General features: G+C 72.3%; 19 protein-coding genes. 8 read left to right on the forward strand and 11 right to left on the reverse strand.

Annotated features, from left to right (window positions below):
• The first annotated feature begins 5 nt into the window (after positions 1 to 5).
• The 3 genes from ABT294_RS12640 (at position 6) to ABT294_RS12650 (ending at position 4,225) form a co-directional block, all read left to right on the forward strand.
• Entirely contained in the window at positions 6 to 266 is a 261-nt protein-coding gene (locus ABT294_RS12640) for a sarcosine oxidase subunit delta (RefSeq protein ID WP_350805513.1), read from the forward strand.
• Positions 263 to 3,493, forward strand: coding sequence for a 2Fe-2S iron-sulfur cluster-binding protein (locus ABT294_RS12645; RefSeq protein ID WP_350805514.1), 3,231 nt, complete (start codon positions 263 to 265; stop codon positions 3,491 to 3,493). The genes ABT294_RS12640 and ABT294_RS12645 overlap by 4 nt, the downstream gene beginning before the upstream one ends.
• A 99-nt stretch (positions 3,494 to 3,592) precedes the next feature.
• The gene (locus ABT294_RS12650; RefSeq protein ID WP_350805516.1) at positions 3,593 to 4,225 is read left to right on the forward strand and encodes an HNH endonuclease family protein; all 633 of its coding nucleotides are present in this window, start codon (positions 3,593 to 3,595) and stop codon (positions 4,223 to 4,225) included.
• Between the two features lie 22 nt (positions 4,226 to 4,247).
• Here the strand turns inward: ABT294_RS12650 and ABT294_RS12655 are convergent, their stop codons facing one another.
• Genes ABT294_RS12655 through ABT294_RS12665 form a run of 3 tightly spaced genes read right to left on the reverse strand, consistent with a single transcriptional unit; the run spans position 4,248 to position 6,558 of the window.
• Positions 4,248 to 4,610 carry a PepSY domain-containing protein gene (locus tag ABT294_RS12655; protein WP_350805517.1) on the reverse strand — a complete coding sequence of 121 codons (363 nt, stop codon included), beginning with the start codon at positions 4,608 to 4,610 and terminating at the stop codon, positions 4,248 to 4,250.
• A 35-nt stretch (positions 4,611 to 4,645) separates the two neighbouring features.
• A complete protein-coding gene (locus ABT294_RS12660; protein ID WP_350805518.1) occupies positions 4,646 to 5,884 on the reverse strand; it encodes a sensor histidine kinase in 1,239 nt (412 codons plus the stop codon).
• Positions 5,881 to 6,558: a response regulator transcription factor gene (locus ABT294_RS12665; protein WP_350805519.1), complete on the reverse strand. Its 678-nt coding sequence runs from the start codon at positions 6,556 to 6,558 to the stop codon at positions 5,881 to 5,883. The genes ABT294_RS12660 and ABT294_RS12665 overlap by 4 nt, the downstream gene beginning before the upstream one ends.
• A gap of 92 nt (positions 6,559 to 6,650) precedes the next feature.
• Between ABT294_RS12665 and ABT294_RS12670 the strand changes: the two genes are divergently transcribed.
• Positions 6,651 to 7,082, forward strand: a complete 432-nt coding sequence (locus ABT294_RS12670) for a hypothetical protein (protein WP_350805520.1) — start codon at positions 6,651 to 6,653, stop codon at positions 7,080 to 7,082.
• On the opposite strand, the gene ABT294_RS12675 is transcribed toward ABT294_RS12670, so the two are convergent.
• The 8 genes from ABT294_RS12675 to aceB form a co-directional block, all read right to left on the reverse strand.
• Positions 7,066 to 8,979: a hypothetical protein gene (locus tag ABT294_RS12675; RefSeq protein ID WP_350805522.1), complete on the reverse strand. Its 1,914-nt coding sequence runs from the start codon at positions 8,977 to 8,979 to the stop codon at positions 7,066 to 7,068. The two genes, ABT294_RS12670 and ABT294_RS12675, sit on opposite strands and share 17 nt — an antisense overlap.
• Positions 8,980 to 9,045: 66 nt before the next feature.
• Positions 9,046 to 9,258: a DUF2277 domain-containing protein gene (locus ABT294_RS12680; protein ID WP_350805523.1), complete on the reverse strand. Its 213-nt coding sequence runs from the start codon at positions 9,256 to 9,258 to the stop codon at positions 9,046 to 9,048.
• 3 nt (positions 9,259 to 9,261) lie between these two features.
• Positions 9,262 to 9,999, reverse strand: coding sequence for an IclR family transcriptional regulator (locus ABT294_RS12685; RefSeq protein WP_350805524.1), 738 nt, complete (start codon positions 9,997 to 9,999; stop codon positions 9,262 to 9,264).
• 161 nt (positions 10,000 to 10,160) lie between these two features.
• The gene (locus tag ABT294_RS12690; RefSeq protein ID WP_502912030.1) at positions 10,161 to 10,907 is read right to left on the reverse strand and encodes an IclR family transcriptional regulator; all 747 of its coding nucleotides are present in this window, start codon (positions 10,905 to 10,907) and stop codon (positions 10,161 to 10,163) included.
• A 25-nt stretch (positions 10,908 to 10,932) separates the two neighbouring features.
• A complete protein-coding gene (locus tag ABT294_RS12695) occupies positions 10,933 to 12,135 on the reverse strand; it encodes a (Fe-S)-binding protein (RefSeq protein WP_350805526.1) in 1,203 nt (400 codons plus the stop codon).
• Between the two features lie 2 nt (positions 12,136 to 12,137).
• Positions 12,138 to 13,304, reverse strand: coding sequence for an FAD-binding oxidoreductase (locus ABT294_RS12700; RefSeq protein ID WP_350805527.1), 1,167 nt, complete (start codon positions 13,302 to 13,304; stop codon positions 12,138 to 12,140).
• Entirely contained in the window at positions 13,304 to 14,743 is a 1,440-nt protein-coding gene (locus ABT294_RS12705; RefSeq protein ID WP_350805528.1) for an FAD-linked oxidase C-terminal domain-containing protein, read from the reverse strand. The genes ABT294_RS12700 and ABT294_RS12705 overlap by 1 nt, the downstream gene beginning before the upstream one ends.
• A gap of 52 nt (positions 14,744 to 14,795) precedes the next feature.
• Positions 14,796 to 16,373, reverse strand: a complete 1,578-nt coding sequence (aceB, locus tag ABT294_RS12710; protein WP_350805529.1) for a malate synthase A — start codon at positions 16,371 to 16,373, stop codon at positions 14,796 to 14,798.
• Between the two features lie 154 nt (positions 16,374 to 16,527).
• On the opposite strand from aceB, the gene ABT294_RS12715 reads away from it, so the two are divergent.
• The 4 genes from ABT294_RS12715 (at position 16,528) to ABT294_RS12730 (ending at position 21,169) form a co-directional block, all read left to right on the forward strand.
• The gene (locus tag ABT294_RS12715) at positions 16,528 to 17,217 is read left to right on the forward strand and encodes a DUF4097 family beta strand repeat-containing protein (RefSeq protein ID WP_350805531.1); all 690 of its coding nucleotides are present in this window, start codon (positions 16,528 to 16,530) and stop codon (positions 17,215 to 17,217) included.
• A gap of 83 nt (positions 17,218 to 17,300) precedes the next feature.
• Positions 17,301 to 18,713 carry a GTPase HflX gene (gene hflX, locus ABT294_RS12720; protein WP_350805532.1) on the forward strand — a complete coding sequence of 471 codons (1,413 nt, stop codon included), beginning with the start codon at positions 17,301 to 17,303 and terminating at the stop codon, positions 18,711 to 18,713.
• A gap of 413 nt (positions 18,714 to 19,126) precedes the next feature.
• Entirely contained in the window at positions 19,127 to 20,335 is a 1,209-nt protein-coding gene (gene hutI / locus ABT294_RS12725; RefSeq protein WP_350805533.1) for an imidazolonepropionase, read from the forward strand.
• Between the two features lie 24 nt (positions 20,336 to 20,359).
• On the forward strand, positions 20,360 to 21,169 hold the full coding sequence (locus tag ABT294_RS12730) for a DegV family protein (protein WP_350805534.1): 810 nt from the start codon (positions 20,360 to 20,362) through the stop codon (positions 21,167 to 21,169).
• The last annotated feature ends 100 nt before the right edge of the window (positions 21,170 to 21,269 follow it).

Here is a 21,269-nt window from a genome sequence, read left to right on the forward strand (position 1 = left end):
CACTGATGCTGCTCATCGACTGCCCGCACTGCGGGCCACGCGACGAGACCGAGTTCCGGTACGGCGGCCAGGCCGGGATCGCCTACCCCGACCGTCCAGCGGAGCTGTCCGACGAGGAGTGGGCCGGGTACGTGTTCATCCGCGACAACCCCAAGGGCTGGTTCCACGAGCGCTGGTTCCACGTGCACGGCTGCCGGACGTGGTTCGCCCTGGAACGGCACACGGTCACGCACGAGATCCGGACCGAGGTCAGGGAGGCGCGGTGACCCGTCTGCCCGAGGGCGGCCTGGTGGACCGCTCGGTCACGCTGTCGTTCCGCTTCGACGGGCGCACGCTGCACGGGCACCCCGGCGACACGCTGGCGTCCGCGCTGCTGGCCAACGGCGTGCGCGTGGTCGGGCGCGGTGTCGAGCTCGGACGGCCGCGCGGCGTCTTCTCGGCCGGACCGGAGGAGCCGAACGCGCTGGTCAGGGTCGGCGCCGACCCGATGGTGGCGGCGACCACGGTGGAACTGCGCGACGGGCTGGAGGCGTGGAGCCTGCGCGGCAAGGGGCGGGTGAGCCTGCACGCCGATGCCGACGGCGACGACCGCCGCTGCGACAAGGGCTACCTGCACTGCGACGTGCTGGTGGTCGGCGGCGGCCCGGCGGGCCTGGCCGCCGCGCTGGCGGCGGGGGAGTCGGGCGCGCGGGTGATCCTCGTGGACGACCAGCCGCGTCTCGGCGGCGACCTGCTGAACAGCCGCGTCCGGCTGGACGGGGCTTCGGCGCTCGGCTGGGTGGACGCGGTGCGGGGCCGCCTGCGGGCCCGGGTCTTCACCAGGACGACGGCGATCGGGTACTACGACCACAACTACGTGGTCGCGGTGGAGCGTCGCGAGCGCGGTGAGCGGCTGTGGCACTTCCGGGCCCGCCGGGTGGTGCTCGCGACGGGTGCGCACGAGCGCTCGCTCGCCTTCCCCGGCAACGACCGTCCGGGGGTGATGCTCGCGTCCGCCGCCCGCGCCTACGCCAACCGCTACGGGGTCCGCCCGGGACGCCGCGCGGTGGTGTTCGCCTGCGCGGACTCCGGTTACGAGGCCGCCCGCGACCTGCTGGCGGCCGGGGTGGAGATCGCCGCGATCGTCGACCCGCGCCCGGCGGGGCTGCCCGCGCAGGCCGACGTCCTCGCCGGGCGGACCGTCACCGGCACCACCGCCGACCCCGACGGCCTGCTCACCGGCGTCCAGGTGGGCGAGCGGTACGTCGAGGCGGACCTGCTGGCCGTGGCGGGCGGCTGGAACCCGGCCGTGCACCTGTTCAGCCAGTCGCAGGGCCGCGTCAGGTTCGACGAGGCCGCGCAGGCGTTCGTCCCGGACCTGTCGGCGCAGGCCGAGCGGTCGGCGGGCGCGTGCAGGGGCCTGTACGACACGACGGCCGCGATCGAGGACGGCCACGCGGCCGGAGCCGAGGCGGCCGAGCTCGCGGGCTTTTCAGCAGGCGGCGAGCCCGCCAAGCGGGAGCGCCGCGCGCCCTGCTCCGCGCCTGCCGAGCCCGGCTTCCGCGCTCCGGTCAGCAACGAGTCGGCGCTCAGGCCGCCCGCCGCGCTCTGGAAGGCGGGGCCCGGCGACCCGGAATCCGACGCGGAATCCGACGCTGTGTCCTTCGTGGACCTGCACCGGGACGTCACCGTGGCCGACCTGGCGAGGGCGGCGGGCACCGGGATGCGCTCGGTCGAGCACGTCAAGCGCTACACCACCGCGGGCACCGGCGCCGACCAGGGCAAGACCTCGGGAGCCGTCGTGGTGGGCGTGATGGCGGCGCTGCTCGGGGCCGCGCCGGGCCAGGTGGGGACGACCACGTTCCGCCCGCCGTACGCGCCGGTGTCCTTCGCCACGCTGGCGGGACGCGACCGCGGCGTCCTGTCCGACCCGGTCAGGACCACCGCCCTGCACGGCTCGCACGTCGCCAGGGGCGCGGTGTTCGAGGACGTCGGCCAGTGGAAGCGTCCGCGGTACTTCCCGCTGGACGGCGAGACGATGGAGCAGGCGGTGCGGCGCGAGTCCCGCGCGGCCCGCACCGCGGTCGCCGCCATGGACGCCTCCACCCTCGGCAAGATCGACATCAGGGGTGCGGACGCCGGAGAGTTCCTCGACCGCGTCTACACGAACCTGTACTCCACGCTGAGCGTCGGTTCGTGCAGGTACGGGGTGATGTGCACCGCCGACGGCATGGTCTTCGACGACGGCACCACCACCCGCCTCGCCGATGACCACTTCCTGACGACCACCACCACGGGCAACGCGGCGGCCGTGCTCGACTGGCTGGAGGAGTGGCGGCAGACCGAGTGGCCCGGCCTGGACGTCCAGTTCACGTCCGTGACGGACCATTGGGCCACGGTCGCCGTGGCGGGCCCGAAGGCGCGCGAGATCATCGCCGCGATCGCGCCGGGGGCGTCGGAGCTGGCGTTCATGACGTACGCCGCCACCGAGGTGCTCGGCGTCGAGGGCCGGGTGTTCAGGATCAGCTTCTCGGGCGAGCTGGCGTACGAGGTCAACGTGCCCTGGTGGTACGGCAGGTCGCTCTGGGAGACGGTGCTCGACCTGGGGGCGGTTCCGTACGGGACGGAGACCATGCACGTGCTGCGGGCCGAGAAGGGGTTCGCCATCGTCGGCCAGGAGACCGACGGAACCGTCACCCCGCAGGACCTCGGCATGTCCTGGCTGGTCTCCAAGCGCAAGCCGGACTTCGTGGGCAAGCGCTCGCACGCCCGCCCCGACACCTCGCGCGCCGGCCGCAAACACCTGGTGGGGCTGCTGCCGGACGCCCATGTGGAGGAGGGCGCGCAGCTGGTGGCGCCGGGCACCACGGGTCCGATGCTGGGCCACGTGACGTCCAGCTACCCGGGCGGGGCGCTGGGACGGCCGTTCGGCCTGGCCATGGCGCGCGACGTGGCGCCGGGAGACCGGCTGACGGCGGTGTCCGGGGCGGGGGCCGTCCAGGTGACAGTGGTGGAGCCGGTCTTCCACGACCCGGAGAACGCCCGGCGCGACGGCGACCCCGTCCGGGTCGCGTTCGCGGGGACGGTGACGGAGTGCCGTGCGGAGAGCCCGGCCGCCGCGTTCGCCGCCCGCTTCGCGGCGGCCTCCACGGAGTCGGTGAGGCTGCGTGAGGTGCCGTTCCTGCGCATGTGGGAGGTCCGCGGGACGGACCCGGGCCGCGGCCTCAGGCTGGGCCCCGAGTGGTGGCTGGTGGCAGGGGAGGGCCGCCCGGACTGGGTGGACGTCTCCGGCCAGCGAACCGTGCTGGAGCTGTCGGGCCCCGGAGCGCTCGACGTCCTGATCACCGGCTGCCCGCTCGACCTGGACCCGTCGGTGTTCACCACGCACGCCCAGACCCTGCTCGGCAAGGCCCCGGTGATCCTGGAGCGGACGGAGGCGGGGTACCGCGTGCACGTCCGGTCGTCGTTCACGTCGTACCTGGCCGAGTGGCTGCTTGACGCTCTCGCGGGATAGTTGGGCCGCTCCGGGTAGTCACTATACGTAGAATTTACGAAAAAGTGACTTGGGGGTTCTGTGGTGCAGTTACGGGCGATAGCGGCAGGTTTGACTGCTGTGACGTTGGTCGCAGGCTGTGGCGGGCTGGACGCGCGGACGTCGTCGCCCACCTCCGGCAAGGGCTCGTCCGTGGACGTCGCCGACGCCCGCAAGAAGCTCGCCAAGCTCGCCGTCAAGGGCCGCGCGCCCCGCACCGGCTTCGACCGCGACAACTTCGGCCCCGCCTGGTCCGACGTCGACCACAACGGCTGCGACACCCGCAACGACATCCTCAAGCGCGACCTGCGCGACGAGAAGTTCAAGCCGGGCACCCACGACTGCATCGTGGTCAGCGGCGTCCTCGACGACCCCTACAGCGGCAAGACGATCGACTTCAAACGCGGCCAGGACACCAGCACCGCCGTCCAGATCGACCACCTGGTGCCGCTCTCGGACGCCTGGCAGAAGGGCGCCCAGCAGTGGGCGGCGAGCAAGCGCAAGGAGTTCGCCAACGACCCCCTGAACCTGCTCGCCGTGGACGGCCCGCTCAACAACCAGAAGAGCGACAGCGACGCCGCCACCTGGCTGCCCCCGCGCAAGGACTACCGCTGCCCCTACATCGCCCGGCAGGTCGAGGTGAAGACCAAGTACGAGGTGTGGGTGACGGCAGCGGAGAAGACCGCCATGGAGGGCATCCTGTCCAGCTGCTGACCCTCACCCACGGCAGGCAGCGTCAGTCGTCGTGGTGCCCACCGTGGTCGTCTCCCCGCTCCCTTCCGTGGCCGCCGTGGTCGTCCGCGCCCACGCGGTGGGTCTGGTGGCGGAGGAGGCGGCCGGTGCCGGCGTCGATGTCCAGCTCGTGCTCCACGGCGCCCTTGACCAGCTCGACCTCCCAGACGTCCGGGCGGGCGCCGCGGTCGTCGTGGCCGACCTCCTTGACCCAGGCGCCCGGCACCTGCCGGTGCGCGATCTCGATGGCCCGCTCGGCCGTGACCTTGGGGGCGGCGGCCGTGGACGCGGCGAAGGCGGCGCCTCCACCCGCGACCAGCACGACGGCCCCTGCTCCTGCTGCGATGAGCTTCTTGGTGATTCGCATGCCCTCACTGAACCGCGATCACCGGTAACCACGCGCTAAGCGCGGGTTAAGACCACCTCGACGCTCGCGCCCCCCGACGGGGACGACCTGACCGACAGGTGGCCGCCCGAGGATTCGGCGGTCCGACGGGCGATGTCGAGCCCGAGCCCGGTCGAGCCGCCGCCGCTGCTGCCCCGCTCCAGCAGCGACGGGTCGAAGCCGGGCCCCGAGTCGCTGACGGTCAGGACGGCCCCTGAGGAATGCGGCGCGAGCCGTACAGACAGGGACGCCCCCTCGGGAGTGTGCGCGAACACGTTGCCCAGCAGCGCGTCGACGCAGGCGGCCAGTTCCTCGCCCCCCACCGCCACCGGCAGCTCGCCGGGCGGCAGCGACACCGAGACGTCCCGCCCCTGGTCCTCGGCCAGCACTGACCAGAAGCGCACCCGCTCCCGCACCACGCCGGCCGCGTCGCAGGTCTCCCGCCCGGCGGAGCGGCGGCGGGCGTCGGTGATGACGGCGCTGACCGCGCGCTCCAGGGCGTCCACCCTGGCCCCGACGCGGGCCGCCTCCTCAGGGTCGCGCAGCGCCTCCACGTCCAGCCTGAGGCCCGTCAGAGGCGTGCGGAGGCGGTGGGACAGGTCGGCCACCGACTCGCGCTCGGCCGTCAGGAGGTCGCCGATGCGGCCCGCGAGGTGGTTGAGCGCGAGCGCCACCGAACGGACCTCCGGCGGCCCGCCCGGTTCCGCGCGGGCCGCGAGGTCGCCGCCCGCCAGCCGGTGCGAGACGCCCGCCAGCCCCACGACCGGCCTGGTCACGGCGAGCGCCAGCCGATCGGCCAGGACGATGCCCAGCACCGCCAGCGCCAGCCCGAGCCCCGCCAGCGCCAGCCACGCCTCCCGCACGCCGTGCAACAGCTCGTCGTCGGGCACGAACACCCTGATCACGGCCGCGCCCTGCGGCGACTGCGCCGAGACCAGCACCTCCCTGCCTCCGGACGCGGCAGCGGTGACGCTGCGGCCCGTCGCGGCCAGCCGCACCGCGTCGCTGAGAGGGGCGGGCGCGCCGAGCGTGCGCCCGTCAGGGAGGAACACCGTCACCGGGCGCGCCACCTGCTCGACGGCGACCGGCAGCTCGGGGGTCCCGACCGCGACGGACACCGACTCGGCCGAGGCAGTCGCCCTGGCCATCGCGCCGTTCTCCGCCACGGCCCGGATCAGCAGCGCCATCGGCACCAGCAGCGCGATCAGCACGACCGACGTGGTGGCCGCCACCAGCAGCGCCAGCCACCGCCTCACGACGGCTCGACCAGCTTGACCCCGACCCCGCGCACCGTGTGCAGGTAGCGGGGCTCGGACGCGGTCTCGCCCAGCTTCCTGCGCAGCCACGACAGGTGGACGTCCACGGTCTTGTCGGCGCCGCCGTAGGGGAGCTGCCAGACCTCCGTGAGGAGCTGCCGTTTGGTGACGACCTCGCCGGGGCGGGCGGCGAGGTGGTGCAGCACGTCGAACTCGCGCGGCGTCAGGTCCAGCGCCACGCCGTCGAGCGTCGCCGTCCGGGCGCGCGGGTCCACCCGCAGCGCGCCCACCACCAGCGGCTCGGGCGCGGGCGCCCCTGCGCGCCGCAGCACCGCCCTGATCCGCGCGTCGAGTTGCGCCGCGCTGTACGGCTTGACGACGTAGTCGTCGGCGCCCGCGTCGAGCACCGGCACCATCTCGGCGTCGCCGTCGCGGGCGGTCGCCACGATCACCGGCACCCGGCTGACGGCGCGCAGCATCCGCAGCAGCTCGCCGCCGTCGAGGTCGGGCAGCCCGAGGTCGAGGACGATCAGATCCGGACGGTCCTGGACGGCCATCCGCAGGCCGTCGAGCGCCGTGGGGGAGGAGGAGACGGCATGGCCGAGCTCCCGCAGGCCACGGCCGAGCGCCGTGCGGATCGTCACGTCGTCCTCGATGAGCAGAATGTCGGCCATATACGGAAACCTAGAGGCTTCCGGGTGATGAGCCGAGCGCCCTTATCGTGGCGTTAACCTGCCTTTAGCGGTACGTGGGGGAGGCTGACCGGGTGAAGCGACTCGTGCTCGCCTGGGCCGTGACCGCCGTCGCCGCGACGGCGGCGGCCGTGGCGGTGCTCGGCCTGCTCGGCGGCGGGCTCACCGGCACGTCCAGCCGCGTCCTGAGCCAGGCGGAGATTCGCGCCGCGCTCGCCACCGCCACCACCCGGCCGCCCGCGGCCCGCCCGACGGGGACGCCCACCGCGCCGGCGACGCCCGGTGACGGCGGGCTCGTCCGCACGGAGGGCGGCACCGTGATCGCCGCCTGCGACGGCGACCAGGTGACGCTGCGCTCGTGGACCCCCGCCCAGGGCTACTCCGTCGACGCGGTCGAGCCCGGCCCCGGACGCGAGGCCAGGGTCGAGTTCGACCCCGACGAGGGCGACGACGTCAAACTCAGGATCCACTGCTCGGCGGGGCGGCCCGTCACGCTTCGGCACTGAGCGCGGCCTTCGTCAGGTCGGCCTGCCTCCTGATCTGCCCCATCACGATGGGATTGATGCCCTTCGCCGCGAACGTCGCAACCATCCGGTCCATCACCGCGTTCGCCCTGTCGAGGTCGCCCTGCCGGGCCTCGGCTCTGGCCAGACGGCGCATCACCATGTTCAGCGTGATGTTGTCGATGCTCGCGTCCCTGGACACCTCGGTGAGCTGCTCGATGCCCTGCTTCGGGTCCGGCGGCCGGATGCGCAGCCGCTTGTCCGCCGTCAGCGACTTGAACTCCCGCTCGGCGTTGAGCCCCTTCACCATCCGGGCGTAGACGGTCAGCGGGTGCCCGGCGTACCGGTCGATCAGCTCGTCGAGGGCGGCGTTCCCGGCCCGCAGGGCGGGCGAGTCGGAGCCGAGCAGCGAGAACAACCGGCCCTGCTCCTCGCCCAGCATCAGCTCGGCCACCCGGTGGTCGTCGCCGCCGACCGGGTAGCGGACTCTGACCAGGCACGCGGGGGAGACGATACGGGAGCCGTCGGCGGCCACGTACTGCGCTCGCACCTGGTACTCGCCGGGCTGCCGGAAGTAGTGCCCGTCGCGGCCGTGCCCGATGTAGGCGCTGCGGTACATGGCCGGATTGCCCGAGTCCAGCCGGATGCTGGGAGAGGTGTCGACGCAGTGCCGCATCATCGGCCGGTACAGCACGGTCCTGCCGGACGGCTGGGTGATGCAGACCTGAGTGAACTCGGTGTCGGGGTGCAGGTGGCCGTGCGTGGCGCGGGGCTCGCCAGTGGTGGACAGCTTGAGCTCGACCACCACCGGCTCACCGAAGCCGAACCCGTCCTTGGCGCGCAGTTCCAGCCTGAGCCCCGAGTGGTCCTCGACGGGCTGCTCGAAGGGGGCGACCTCGGCCGCGCCCGTGCCGAACGCGCTCGCGCCCATGGCCACGTCCCGGTAGAAGCCGTGCCGCAGGTGGATCAGCTCGGCGTCGGTGAACTGGAACGGGAAGGCCGCCCAGTACGCCGGCTCGCCGCCGGGCTGGTAGTTCTGCACGTAGTTCATCCACGACAGGTCGCCGAAGCCGCCGCTGGGGCCCAGCGGCTGCGGCGGCGTGCCGAGGTTCTTCTGCCACGAGTGCAGCAGGTTGAAGGCGTGCCCGAGCTCGTGGACGTAGGTGCGCAGCTGCGCGCGCTGCGCCTGCGGGGTGTCGCCCCTGATCGCGTCGTAGAACACGGCCGAGCCCTGCCGCTGGTGGGCGTCGTTGTAGTCGAACATGATGCCCCGGTAGCCGGCCACGTGCTTGCTGGCCACCAGCAGCCACACCCGCCACGCCGGAGCGTCGGAGAGCAGCGAGAACTGCTGCGTCATGGCGTGGTGCAGCTCGGCGTCGTCCCACGCCAGGTCGGCTCCCGACCCCTCGACGGGGATCACGCCCGGCGGGGCCGCCGTCAGGTCGACGCCCGCCTCCCTGAAGGCCCCGATCACGCTGAGCTCCCTGGCCGTCAGGCCGGTGGGGCCGGGCAGCGTGCCCGTGTCGTAGGCGACGAACGGCACCGCCCCCGCCACGGTGTCCTGCTCCAGCAGCACGCTGCGGAAGTACGGCGAGGCGAACGCCAGCCGGTACGTGCGGCCCGCGACCGTGGCCGTGCCCGTCGTGCCGGTGAGGGTGACGCTCACGTCCTTCGCAGGGGTGTCGAAGGTGAACGTGCCGCGCCCGTCGACGCGCGTCTCGTCACTCTCCGCGCGGACGGCGGGCGAGGTGACGACGAACGAGCCGGAGTAGGACGTGGTCGCCCCCGCCACCGAGAACAGGTCGCCGCTCACCCGGCCGGTGGGCCTGGCCCCGTCGACGTCGATCCGGAGCTCCAGCCGGGCGTCGCCGTCCTGGCCCTGGTACAGCCCGCTGATCATGGGAGCTCCCTGTCCGGATCGTGGTGGAGGTCACACCCGGGAGACTTTCCCCACCGACGGGGGCTGTCAACGTCCGCCGCGAACCTGCAACGCCCCCAGCAGCTCTTCAGACGCCTTGGTGATCGCCTCCACCGCGCGGTCGAACGCCTCGGCGTTGTGCGCGGCGGGCGCCCGGAATCCGGAGATCTTCCGCACGAACTGCAGGGCGGCCGCGCGCACGTCCTCTTCCGTGACGTCCTCGGTGTACGGGGGACGCAGGGTCTTGATGCTTCTGCACATGGCTCAACGGTAATAGCCGATCCGCTGGCTGATTTCCCGCGCGCCCGCGGCCAGCAGCCTGCCCACCTCGGGCAGCCGCTCAGGAGTGAGGCGGTAGGAGGGGCCCGAGGCGCTCACGGCCGCCACCACGGCCCCGTCGCCGCCCCTGATGGGCGCGGCGACCGCGTTCAGCCCCACCTCCAGCTCCTCCAGCGTGCAGGCCCAGCCGCGCTCCCTGATCTGCGCCAGGCCCAGCCCGGCGGGGTCCGTGATCGTCGCGGGCGTGTAGCGCTCCAGCTGGGCGGGCAGCGGCAGCGCGCCGAACGCCAGCAGCACCTTCCCGCTGGACGTGGCGTGCGCCGGGGTGCGCTGGCCGACCCAGTTGTGCCCGCTGATCGCGGCAGGGCCGCGCACCTGGCTGATGTTGACCGCGTGACCGTCCTGCGGCACGGCCACGTTGACGGTCTCGCCCACCTCCTCGGCCAGGCGCAGGCACACCTTGCGGCTCTCCTTCGACAGGTCGAGCTGCGCCGTGGCCGCGCCCGCCAGCCGGACCACCCCGAAACCGAGCCGGTAGCGCCCACGGTCGCCGGTCTGCTCCACCAGACCGCCCTGTTCGAGCGCCGCGAGCAGCCGGAACGCCGTGGACTTGTGCACGGACAGCTCGACGGCGAGGTCGGTCACGCGGGTGGCTCCTCTGCGCGCCAGGATCTCCAGGATCGCGATCGCCCGGTCGACGGACTGTACGGAGCTGTTGCTCATAGCGCAACAGGATAATCTGTCAAGGGCCGGGCGCCCTGTTCGGGCTCGGTCGGCGGGGCTGGGCGCCGTGTTCAGGCGCCCAGTTCGGGCTCGGTCGGAGCGGCTGGGCGCCGTGTTCAGGCTCCGCTTCGGGCTCGGTCGGAGCGGGCTGGGCGCCGTGTTCAGGCTCCGCCGGCCGCGGGGCTGAGCTCGGCGCCGAAGGCGTGCGCGATCTTCCGCATGCCCTCGGCCAGCTCGTCGCGGTCCAGCGCGTCGATCCGCTCGGCGGGCCCCGACACCGACATCGCGGCCACCACCCGGTCGCCGTCGTGCACCGGCACGGCCAGGCAGTGCACGCCGAGCTCCTCCTCACCCAGATCCATCGCGTACCCGCGCTCCCTGACCAGGGCCAGCTCGGCGAGCATGGCGCCGGTGTCGGCGATCGTGTTGGGCGTGCGGCGCGGCATGCCGGTGCGCCCGAACACGGTGGCCGCCTCCTCGGCCGTGCGGCCCGCCAGCAGCACCTTGCCCACGGCCGTGCTGTGCGGCAGCACCCGCCTGCCGACCTCGGCGAACATCCGCAGTCTGCGCGGCGAGGCCGCCTGCGCCACGTAGACGACGAAGTCGCCCTCGAGCACGGCCAGGTTCGCCGTCTCGCCCGACAGCTCCACCATCTTCGACAGGTACGGCTGCGCCCACACGCCCACCATGCTCTCGGCGACCTCGCCCAGCCGCACCAGCCCGCCGCCCAGTGCGTAGCGCCGGTCCGACTCCTGCCGGACGTAGCCGCGCGCCAGCAGCGTCTGCAGCAGCCGGTGGATCGTCCCGTACGGCAGCCCGGTCCTGGCGGCGATCTCCGACAGGCCCGCCTCGCCCCCGTGCTCGGCCAGCGCCTCCAGCACGTCCAGCGCCCGCTCGACCGACTGCACGCTCACGCGCACACCCCCGCTTCGCTCAAAGCCGCACCCCGCGCAGCGAGGCGTCGAGCACCTCGGCCGTGTGCGCCACCCTGATGTCGGCGCCGCCGCGGCGCATGGCCGAGACGATCTGCATGGTGCAGCCGGGGTTGGCCGACACCAGCAGCTCGGCGCCCGTCGAGGCGACCGCCTTGGCCTTCTGGTCGCCCAGGTCGCGGGCCGCCTCCGGCTGGAACAGGTTGTAGGTGCCCGCGGAGCCGCAGCAGATGGCCGCGTCGGGCACCTCGCGCAGCGTCAGCCCGGGGATGGCGCGCAGCAGCTCGCGCGGCTGCGCCCGGACGCCCTGGGCGTGGGCCAGGTGGCAGGCGTCGTGGTACGCGACGGTGAGCGGCAGCGGGTGCCGCTCGGCGACCGGGCCCAGCTCGACCAGGTACTCCGACAGGTCCAGCACCCGGAAGCCCGGCTCCTCGCCGAGCAGCTCGCCGTACTCCTTCATCGACGAGCCGCAGCCCGCCGCGTTCACCACGACCGTGTCGACCCCGGCCTTCCTGAACGTCCTGACCGTCCGGCGGGCCAGCCGTCTGGCCTGCTCGTCGCGTCCGGAGTGGACACTGAGCGCGCCGCAGCAGCCCTGCCCCGGCGGGATCAGCACGTCGCAGCCCTCCAGCGCGAGCACCCGCGCGGTGGCCGCGTTGACCTGGGGGAAGAACTCGCCCTGCACGCACCCGGTGAGCATGGCGACCACGGCCCTGCGCGCACCTCTGGCCCTGACCAGCCTCGGCATCCGCTGGCGGAGCCCCACACGCGGCGCCAGCGCGGCCATCGCGCCCAGGCTCGGGTTCGCCCGCCCGAGGAACGGCGCCATCCGCTCGGCCAGCCCCATCACCGGACGCAGCAGCCTGAGCCGGCGCGGGTAGGGGAACAGGCTGAACACCATGCCCCGCACCGCCCGGTCCTGCGGCTCGCGCGGGCGGGCCCGCTCCACCTCGGCCCTGGTCTGCTCGATCAGCCGGTCGTACTGGACGCCCGACGGGCAGGCGGTGACGCACGCCATGCAGCCGAGGCAGGCGTCGAAGTGCCCGGCCATCTCGGCCGTGATCGGAGTGCCCTCGACATGCTGCTTCATCAGGTGGATCCGGCCGCGCGGCGAGTCCATCTCCTCTCCCCACAGCACGTACGTGGGGCAGGTCGGCAGGCAGAAGCCGCAGTGCACGCAGTCGTTGATCAGTTCGGGGTCCATGGTCAGATGCCTCCCAGGAAACGTCCGGGGGACAGGGTGCGCCCGGGGTCGAACCGTTCCTTGACCCGCCTCATCAGCGGCAGGGCGCCGACCTCCCCCCAGCGGTCCACGTCCTCCCGCTGCGTGGCGAGCACGGTCATGCGGCCGGTCCGTTCCCTCAGCCGGGCCAGCGTCCCCGCGCCGGCGTCGCCCGCGGGCGTCAGGTGCAGGCGGCCGGACACCGGCGAGCCGCGCAGCCGGAACCCGGCCTCCCGCGCGGCGTCGAGCACCCCGTCGAGGGCGCTGGGCAGGAACCGGACCTCGACCAGCACCTCGTCCTGAGGGATCACCCCCCACCAGGACGGCGGCTCGCCCATCACCTCGCCCCCGCCGGTGATCTCGCGGAGCGCGAGCGCCCGCGGCTCTGCCGCGGTGCCCTCGACCAGGACGGCCAGCGTCACCGGCCCCTCGGGGCCGGGCCGGTCGATCTCCACCGCGCTCGGCTCCGTCTGCGAGGCCGCCAGCGCCGCCGCCACCTCGCGCAGGCGGGACGGCTCCACCTCGGCCACCACCCAGCGGCTCTCGGCCGGCAGCGGGTGGAGACGGAAGGTGGCCTCGGCGATCACGCCCAGCGTGCCGTACGAGCCGGTGAAGAGCTTGCCCAGGTCGTAGCCCGCCACGTTCTTGACGACCTTGCCCCCGGACCTGGCCACCGTCCCGTCGGCCAGCACGACCGTGATGCCGATCAGCAGGTCGCGGGCCGTGCCGTGGCGGAAGGCGCGCGGCCCGGCCGTCGCGGTGGCCAGCGTGCCGCCCACCGTGGCCTCGGGGGCGGCGTCCAGCGCCAGCTCCTGGCCCTTCTCCGCCAGGGCGGCGGCGAGGGCGCCCATCGTCACCCCGGCCTGCGTCCGGACCACCAGGTCGCCCGCCGCGTGCTCCAGGACCTCGTTCAGGCAGCACAGGTCGAGCAGCACGTCGCAGCGCTCGGGCGGGCGACCCCAGTGCAGCTTGGTGCCGCCGCCCACCGGCACCACGGCCAGGTCGTGCTCGGTGCAGGCCCGCAGCACCGACGAGACCTCCTCGACCGTCTCGGGAAGCACCACCCAGCTCGGACGCACCCCCGACACGGCGTCGCCGGGGCCGGCGTCCCGGACGGTCACGCCGGTCTTCTCCAGCTGCTCGCGCGGCATCAGAACTGCTCCGCCTGACCCGACTCGACCAGCGGATGCACACCCTTGCGCACCCCCGGCACCTCCCCGCACAGCCGCGGCGTCGGGAACACCTTGCCGGGGTTCGACAACCCCTTCGGGTCGAAGGCGCACCGCAGGAGCTGCATGGTGTCGAGGTCGTCGTCGGAGAACATCTTCGGCATGTACCTGGCCTTGTCGACACCCACCCCGTGCTCGCCGGTGATCGACCCGCCGTGCTCGATGCACAGATCCAGGATCGCCCCCGACACCACCTCGGCCCGCTCGCCCGCCCCCGGCTCGGCGTCGTCGAAGAGCACCAGCGGATGCAGGTTCCCGTCGCCCGCGTGGAACACGTTCGCCACCCTGATCCCGTGCTGCCTCGACAGCCTGTCGATCGCCGCCAGCACGCGTGGCAGCGAGGTGCGCGGCACCACGCCGTCCTGGACGATGTAGGCGGGGCTGATGCGCCCGACGGCGGCGAACGCCGACTTGCGGCCCTTCCAGATCGCCGCCCGCTCGGCCGGGTCGTCGGCCACCCGCAGCTCGAACGCCTTCGAGCAGATCTCCTGAAGCTGGGCGAACTGCCGCGCCACCTCGCCGCCGGGCCCGTCGAGCTCCACGATCAGCACCGCCCCCGCGCCCTCGGGGTAGCAGCACGCCACCGCGGCCTCGGCCGCCTCGATGGACAGCGCGTCCATCATCTCGATCGCGGCGGGCACGATGCCCGCCCCGATGATCGCCGAGACGGCCTCCCCGCCCTCCTCCAGGCTCTCGAACGCCGCCAGTACGGTGGTGACGGTCTCGGGGACGCGGCTCAGCCGCACCGTGATCCTGGTGGCGATGCCCAGCGTGCCCTCGGAGCCGATGAACGCGCCCAGCAGGTCGTAGCCGGGGTCCAGGCCGTCGAGCGTGACCAGGTCGCCGTCGGGGGTGACGATCTCGCACGCCTCGACGTGGTTGACGGTGAATCCGTGCTTGAGGCAGTGCGCGCCTCCGGAGTTCTCCGCGACGTTCCCGCCGATCGAGCAGATCTGCTGACTGGACGGGTCGGGCGCGTAGTAGTAGCCCTCGTGGCGGACGGCCTCGGTGATCGCCAGGTTGGTGACGCCCGGCTCGACCACCGCCCTGCGGTTGGGCAGGTCGATCTCCAGGATCCGCCGCATCTTGGACGTGACGATGAGCACGCCGTCCTCGCGGGGCAGCGCGCCCCCGGACAGCCCGGTGCCCGACCCGCGGGCCACGAACGGCACCCCGAAGTCATTGCAGATCCGGACGATCCGCGCTATCTGCTCAGCCGTCTCCGGCAGCACCACCACGCCGGGAGTCGCCCGATGGTAGGTGAGGCCGTCGCACTCGTAGGTGCGCAGCCGTACCGGATCGGTGATCACCTCGTCGGCGGGCAGGACGGAACGCAACGCCGCCGTCAGCGTGTCCAGCATGGTGGCCCTCCCGATCGGCTGTTCGGTTGTCCCCTCTACCAGCCTGCCTCTTTTACGGCATGCGGGCATAGGCGGGCAAGGTGAGGAACTCCGCGAAGTCGTCGTCCAGCGCCACCTCCTTGAACAGCGCGGTCGCCTGGCCGTACAGCGCCTCGTCGTAGCCCGGCTCGGCGGCGATCTTCGCCAGTTCCTCCGCGATGATCCGCTCGACCAGCTCCTTGGTCACCACCTCGCCGCTGTCGGACAGCGTGATGCCGTTGTGTATCCACTGCCAGATCTGCGAGCGCGAGATCTCGGCCGTCGCCGCGTCCTCCATCAGGTTGTGGATCGCCACCGCGCCGAGCCCGCCCATCCACGCGGCCAGGTAGCGCAGCGCCACGTCCACGTTGTTGCGCAGCCCCGCCTCGGTGATCTCGCCCGGCGTCTCGGAGACGGTCAGCAGGTCGGCGGCCGAGACGGCGACGTCCTCGCGCAGCCGGTCGAGCTGGTTGGGCCTGGACCCGAGCACGCCGTCGAACACCTCACGGCAGATCGGCACCAGGTCGGGATGGGCCACCCACGAGCCGTCGAACCCGTCGCCGGACTCGCGCGTCTTGTCGGCGCGCACCTTCTCCAGCGCCGTCGCGTTCACCTCGGGGTCGCGACGCGAGGGGACGAACGCCGCCATCCCTCCGATGGCGTGCGCGCCGCGCTTGTGGCAGCTGCGCACCAGCAGCTCGGTGTAGGCCCGCATGAAGGGCGCGGTCATCGTGACGGCGTTCCGCTCGGGCAGCAGGAACTCGCGGCCCCGGGTGCGGAACTTCTTGATCACGCTGAACAGGTAGTCCCAGCGTCCGGCGTTCAGCCCGGCCGAGTGCTCGCGCAGCTCGTACAGGATCTCCTCCATCTCGAACGCCGCCGGGTACGTCTCGATGAGGACGGTCGCCCGGATCGTCCCGGCGGGCAGGCCCAGCAGCGCCTGCGCGCGCAGGAACACCTCGTTCCACAGCCGCGCCTCCAGGTGCGACTCCATCTTCGGCAGGTAGAAGTACGGCCCGAGCCCCTTGGCGAGCTGCCGCTGGGCGCAGTGGAAGAAGTACAGGCCGAAGTCGAACAGCGAGGCGGCGACCGGACGGCCGTCGACCAGGGCGTGCTTCTCGTCCAGGTGCCAGCCGCGCGGCCGGACCACGATCGTGGCCAGCTCGCTGTCGGGGCGCAGCGCGTAGGACTTGCCGCCGGTCTCGAAGTCGATCGCGCGGTCGAGCGCGTCGCGCAGGTTGAGCTGGCCGTTGACGCAGTTCTCCCAGAGCGGCGAGTTGGCGTCCTCGAAGTCGGCCAGCCAGACCTTGGCGCCGGAGTTCAGCGCGTTGATGGTCATCTTGCGGTCGACGGGGCCGGTGATCTCGACGCGGCGGTCCTCCAGACCGGGGGCGGGCGGCGCGACGCTCCACTCGGCCTCCCTGACCTGCTTGGTCTCGGGGAGGAAGTCGAGCATGCCGCCCGCTGACAGCTCCGCCTGCCGTGTCTGGCGGGCTTCGAGCAGTTCCAGCCGCCTGGCGCCGAACTCCCGCTGGAGAGCCGCCACGAAGCCGCGTGCCTCCGGAGTGAGGATCTCGTCGAACCGGTCGAGCATCGGGCCGGTGATCTCCATATGCTCCCTCTTTCCGCTATGTGGAAAATGAGTTCTGGATTATGGAAGTGACGCTACGTCATGGCCTCACCTGGGTCAAAGGTGGGGTACCCCCGGGGAACCATCGGGGGCATCCCCGATGTGCCCCTCCGGCGCGGCCGGAATGATCGGGGGCATGAAGACGATCGTGATCGCGGGCGGGCTCCTCGCCTCGGCGGCCCTGCTGACGGGCTGCGGCCTCAAGAGCATCGGCGGCCCGACCAACCAGGACACCGTCACGTACCAGGTCACGGAGAAGGTCGCCGCGCTGCACCTCAGGAGCGGTGCGGGCGACGCCGCTGTCACGGAGTACGACGGGACGTCCGTCCGCGTCGTGGAGACCCTCCAGTGGCGCAACGACAAGCCCAAGACGTGGCACAAGGTCGACGGCGACACCCTGTCCATGTCCTACGACTGCGAAGCCTCCTGGGGCAGCTGCGGCGTCGACTACAAGATCGAGGTCCCCAAGGGGGTCCAGATCAAGGTGGACGCGGGCTCGGGCGACATCACGCTCAGGTCGCTGACGGGGCCGGTCGAGGTCGAGACCGGCTCCGGCGAGGTCGACGGGTCGGGGCTCGGCGGCACGAAGATCCTCGCCAAGAGCGGGTCGGGCAGGGTCGAGCTGAAGTGCGTGGCCGTCCCCGACAGCGCCGAGCTGAAGAGCGGCTCCGGGGACGTCGTCCTGCACGTGCCGCAGGGCACGTACGACGTGGACGCCAAGACGGGCGCCGGCGACGAGACCGTGTCCGTGAAGAGGGATTCCGCCTCCCCGCACAAGCTCACGCTCGACGCCGGTTCCGGCGACGTGAGCGTGCTCCCGGGATAACCAGGTGATGGCGCGAGGGATGTCATGTCACCATCGGGGAAGACACCGGGATGTCCGGACGTTGCCTATTAGAGATGACACGTATGCACGAATACTCCGCTCTCGACGAGTTCGAGACCGGCGAGATGGACCTCGAGGAGCGCCAGGCGCTGCGCCGCGTGGCGGGCCTCTCCACGGAACTCCAGGATGTCTCCGAGGTCGAGTACCGGCAGCTGCGGCTTGAGCGGGTCGTCCTCGTCGGCGTCTGGACCTCGGGAACGGCGATCGACGCCGAGAACTCCCTGCTGGAGTTGAAGCTGCTGGCCGAGACGGCCGGGTCGGAAGTGCTCGAAGGCCTGATCCAGCGCCGCCAGAAGCCCGACCCCGCCACCTACATCGGCTCGGGCAAGGCCCTGGAGCTGCGTGACGTGGTGGAGTCGTCCGGCGCCGACACGGTGATCTGCGACGGTGAGCTGACCCCTGGCCAGCTCCGCCAGCTGGAGGACACCGTCAAGGTCAAGGTGATCGACCGCACGGCGCTGATCCTCGACATCTTCGCCCAGCACGCCAAGAGCCGCGAGGGCAAGGCCCAGGTCGAGCTGGCGCAGCTGCAGTACCTGCTGCCGCGCCTGCGAGGCTGGGGTGGCAACCTGTCCCGGCAGGTCGGCGGTCGCGCCGCGGGCGGCGTGGGCATCGGCGGACGCGGTCCAGGTGAGACGAAGATCGAGCTGGACCGGCGCCGCATCCGCGAGCGGATGGCCAAGCTGCGCCGCCAGATCGGCGACATGTCCACCTCGCGCGACACCATGCGCCACCGGCGCAGCAAGCGCGAGGTTCCCGCCGTCGCCATCGCGGGTTACACCAACGCCGGCAAGTCGTCCCTGCTGAACCGCGTCACCGGCGCGGGCGTGCTGGTCGAGGACGCGCTGTTCGCCACCCTCGACCCGACCGTGCGCAGAGCGCGCACGGCGGAGGGCAGGCTGTTCACGATCGCCGACACCGTCGGGTTCGTCCGGCATCTGCCGCACCAGCTCGTCGAGGCGTTCCGGTCCACGCTGGAGGAGGTCGCCGACGCCGATCTGATCCTGCACGTGGTCGACGGCTCGCACCCCGACCCCGAGGGCCAGCTCACCGCCGTGCGCGAGGTCCTCGCCGACATCGACGGCGCCTCCGAGGTGCCCGAGATCGTGGTGATCAACAAGGCCGACGCGGCCGACCAGGAGGTGCTCGACCGCATCGCCAGGCGCGAGCGCGACAGCATCGTGGTCTCGGCCCGTACCGGCGCCGGGATCCCCGAGCTGATGCGGCTCATCGAGGAGCGGCTGCCCAGGCTGGACCACGAGGTGCACCTGCTGGTGCCGTACGACAGGGGCGACCTGATCTCGCGGGCGCACAAGGAGGGCGAAGTCCTCTCCGTGAACCACGTCGAGGACGGTACGATCCTGCACGCCCGCGTCCTGCCCAGTCTGTGGCAGGAATTGGAGCGGGTGGGCAAGCCGGTCGAACGCGTCTCATAACGGGACAAATGGGCAGCTCTGGTTAAAAGAAACGCAGGGCTGCCCAAAAGCGACAGTGGTCGTTCATCCTTGGGATTGCTACGATAAGCCGAGCCTTACGACACTTACGGCGCGGGTTCAGATGATGGCTGCTGCGAATCGCATCGCATGCGGGGGCCTAGGGGGAGGACCGAGGCTGGGTGGCGCATGGGATCAGTGGGCTTTCTTCCGAATAACCCTGTACAGCAAGCCGACCTGTGAAATAACGTAACTGAACTGAAATCGCCGGATCATGAGTCTGGCGATACGGTCACCGCTAAGCCTTACGCGGATGAGAGCAGGAGACCCCCCATGTCGTCCCTACCCGGAGCCGACTCAGTGGGCGCGGCGCGTGCCGTGCGCTGGGTGCTGCTCGTCCGCGGGGCGGTGATGCGGTGACCGTTCGGCTCCTGACCAACATCGGCCGCCTCTGGACCGGCAACGAGGTCCTCAGCAACGCGGCCATTCTTGTGCACAACGACCGCATCGCCTGGGTCGGCCGTGCCCCCGACCTGCCGCAGAGCGTTCCCGGCGTCGTCGACGACATCGTCGACGTCGACCACGTCGAGAACCTGGGCGGCGCGCTCGTCACGCCCGGCCTCATCGACGCGCACACCCACCCGGTCTACGCGGGCAACCGCTACGCCGAGCTGGCCATCCGCACGGGCGGGTCCAGCGCGGCGTCCATCGCCGCGGCGGGCGGCGGCGTGGGCTCGACCGTCACCGTGACCCGCGGCACCGACCCGTGGACCCTCTGCAACGGCGTGCGCGAGCGCCTTCGCGCCTGGCTGCTCAGCGGCACCACGACCGTCGAGGCCAAGACCGGCTACCACCTCACCCGCGACGGCGAGCTCGCTGACGTGCGGCTCCTGCGCGAGCTGGAGAAGGAGCCGATGATGCCGCGGGTGCACGTCACGTTCCTCGCGGCGCACGTGGTGCCGCCCGAGTACTTCGGGCGTCAGCGCGAGTACGTCGAGGCCGTGGGCGCCTGGTGCGCCGACGCCGCGGCGGCCGGTGCCGACAGCGTCGACGTGTACTGCGACGAGGGGCACTTCACCACCGAGGAGTCGCGCTGGGTGCTGGCCTCCGGCCGCAACGTCGGCCTGCTGCCGCGCATCCACTCCGGCCTGTTCAGCCGCCGCGGAGCCGTCCAGCTCGCCGCCGAGCTCGGCTGCGCCTCGGCCGACGGCCTGCACCACACGTCCGACGAGGACATCGCGATCATGTCGAGGTACGGGGTGCCCGCCGTGGTCTGCCCCGCCACCGCGCTCCAGCGCGGCAAGCTGCCGCCGGTCCGCCAGATGATCAAGCACGGCGTCCAGATCGCGCTCGGCAGCGACCACAACCCCGGTCACTGCGGCATCACCTCGATGTCCCTGGTGATCGCGATGGCCGTGTCGGCGTTCGGGATGAGCGTCAACGACGCGCTCCGGGCCGCCACGCTCGGCGGCGCCACCGTCCTCGGCGCGCCCGACCGCGGCGTCCTCGCTCCCGGCCGACTGGCCGACATCGTCCAGTGGGACGCCGACCACGAAGGCGCGTTCGCCTGGAGCTACGGGCTCAAGCCGCGCCGCGTCTGGCGAGGCGGAACCCCGGTCCAGTAGCCGGTCAGTAGTTAATCTCGGTGTATGCCGCCATCGGTCGCCGTTGTCACGGATTCCACCGCTTACCTCTCTGACCTCTCTGGGATCACGATGGTCCCCATGCAGGTGATTTCGGGGGGTGTGACGTGCGACGAGGGCGACTTCACCGGCGACCTCTCCACCGCGACCACGTCCCGTCCCGCGCCCTCACGGTTCGCCGCGTGCTACGCGGCACTCGCCACCGGCGGCGCGGCGGGCGTGGTCTCGATCCACCTGTCGGGAGAGCTCTCAGGCACGGCGGACGCGGCGACGCTGGCCGCCATGGACGCGCCCGTGCCGGTGAAGGTGATCGACAGCCGGTCCATCGCGATGGGGCTCGGCTACCCCGTGCTGGCGGCGGCCAGAGCCGCGTCCGCAGGAGCGGCGTTACCGGAGGTGGCGGCGGCGGCCCGGCGATGCGCCACCGCCACGCGGACGTTCTTCTACGTCGACACCCTGGAGTACCTGCGCAGAGGCGGACGCATCGGCGCCGCCGCGACGCTGGTGGGCTCCGCCCTGATGATCAAACCCCTGCTGCACATCGTCGACGGCCGGATCTCCCTCCTGGAGAAGGTGCGCACGTCCGGCCGGGCCATCGCCCGCCTGGAGGACCTCGCCGTGCAGGCCGCGGGCAAGGGGGCGGTAGAGGTGGCCGTGCAGCACCTGGGGGCCAGGGGACGGGCCGAGGACCTGGCGGAACGGCTCGCCGAACGGCTGCCGGGGGTGGTGCGGACGGCCGTGGTGGAGATGGGGGCGGTGATCGGCGTCCACGTGGGGCCGGGAATGCTGGGGCTCACGGTGACCTCCGCCGGCTGACCGGGCGGGGCGTCCCTCCTGTCTCCCGGAGCACGGGACGCCGTGCGGCGACTGCCCGTGCCCACCTGAGCCTCGTCTGTGGGGACGCTGTGCGGCGACT

This window comes from Nonomuraea sp. NPDC000554 (assembly GCF_040300065.1).
Taxonomy (GTDB): Bacteria; Actinomycetota; Actinomycetes; order Streptosporangiales; family Streptosporangiaceae; genus Nonomuraea.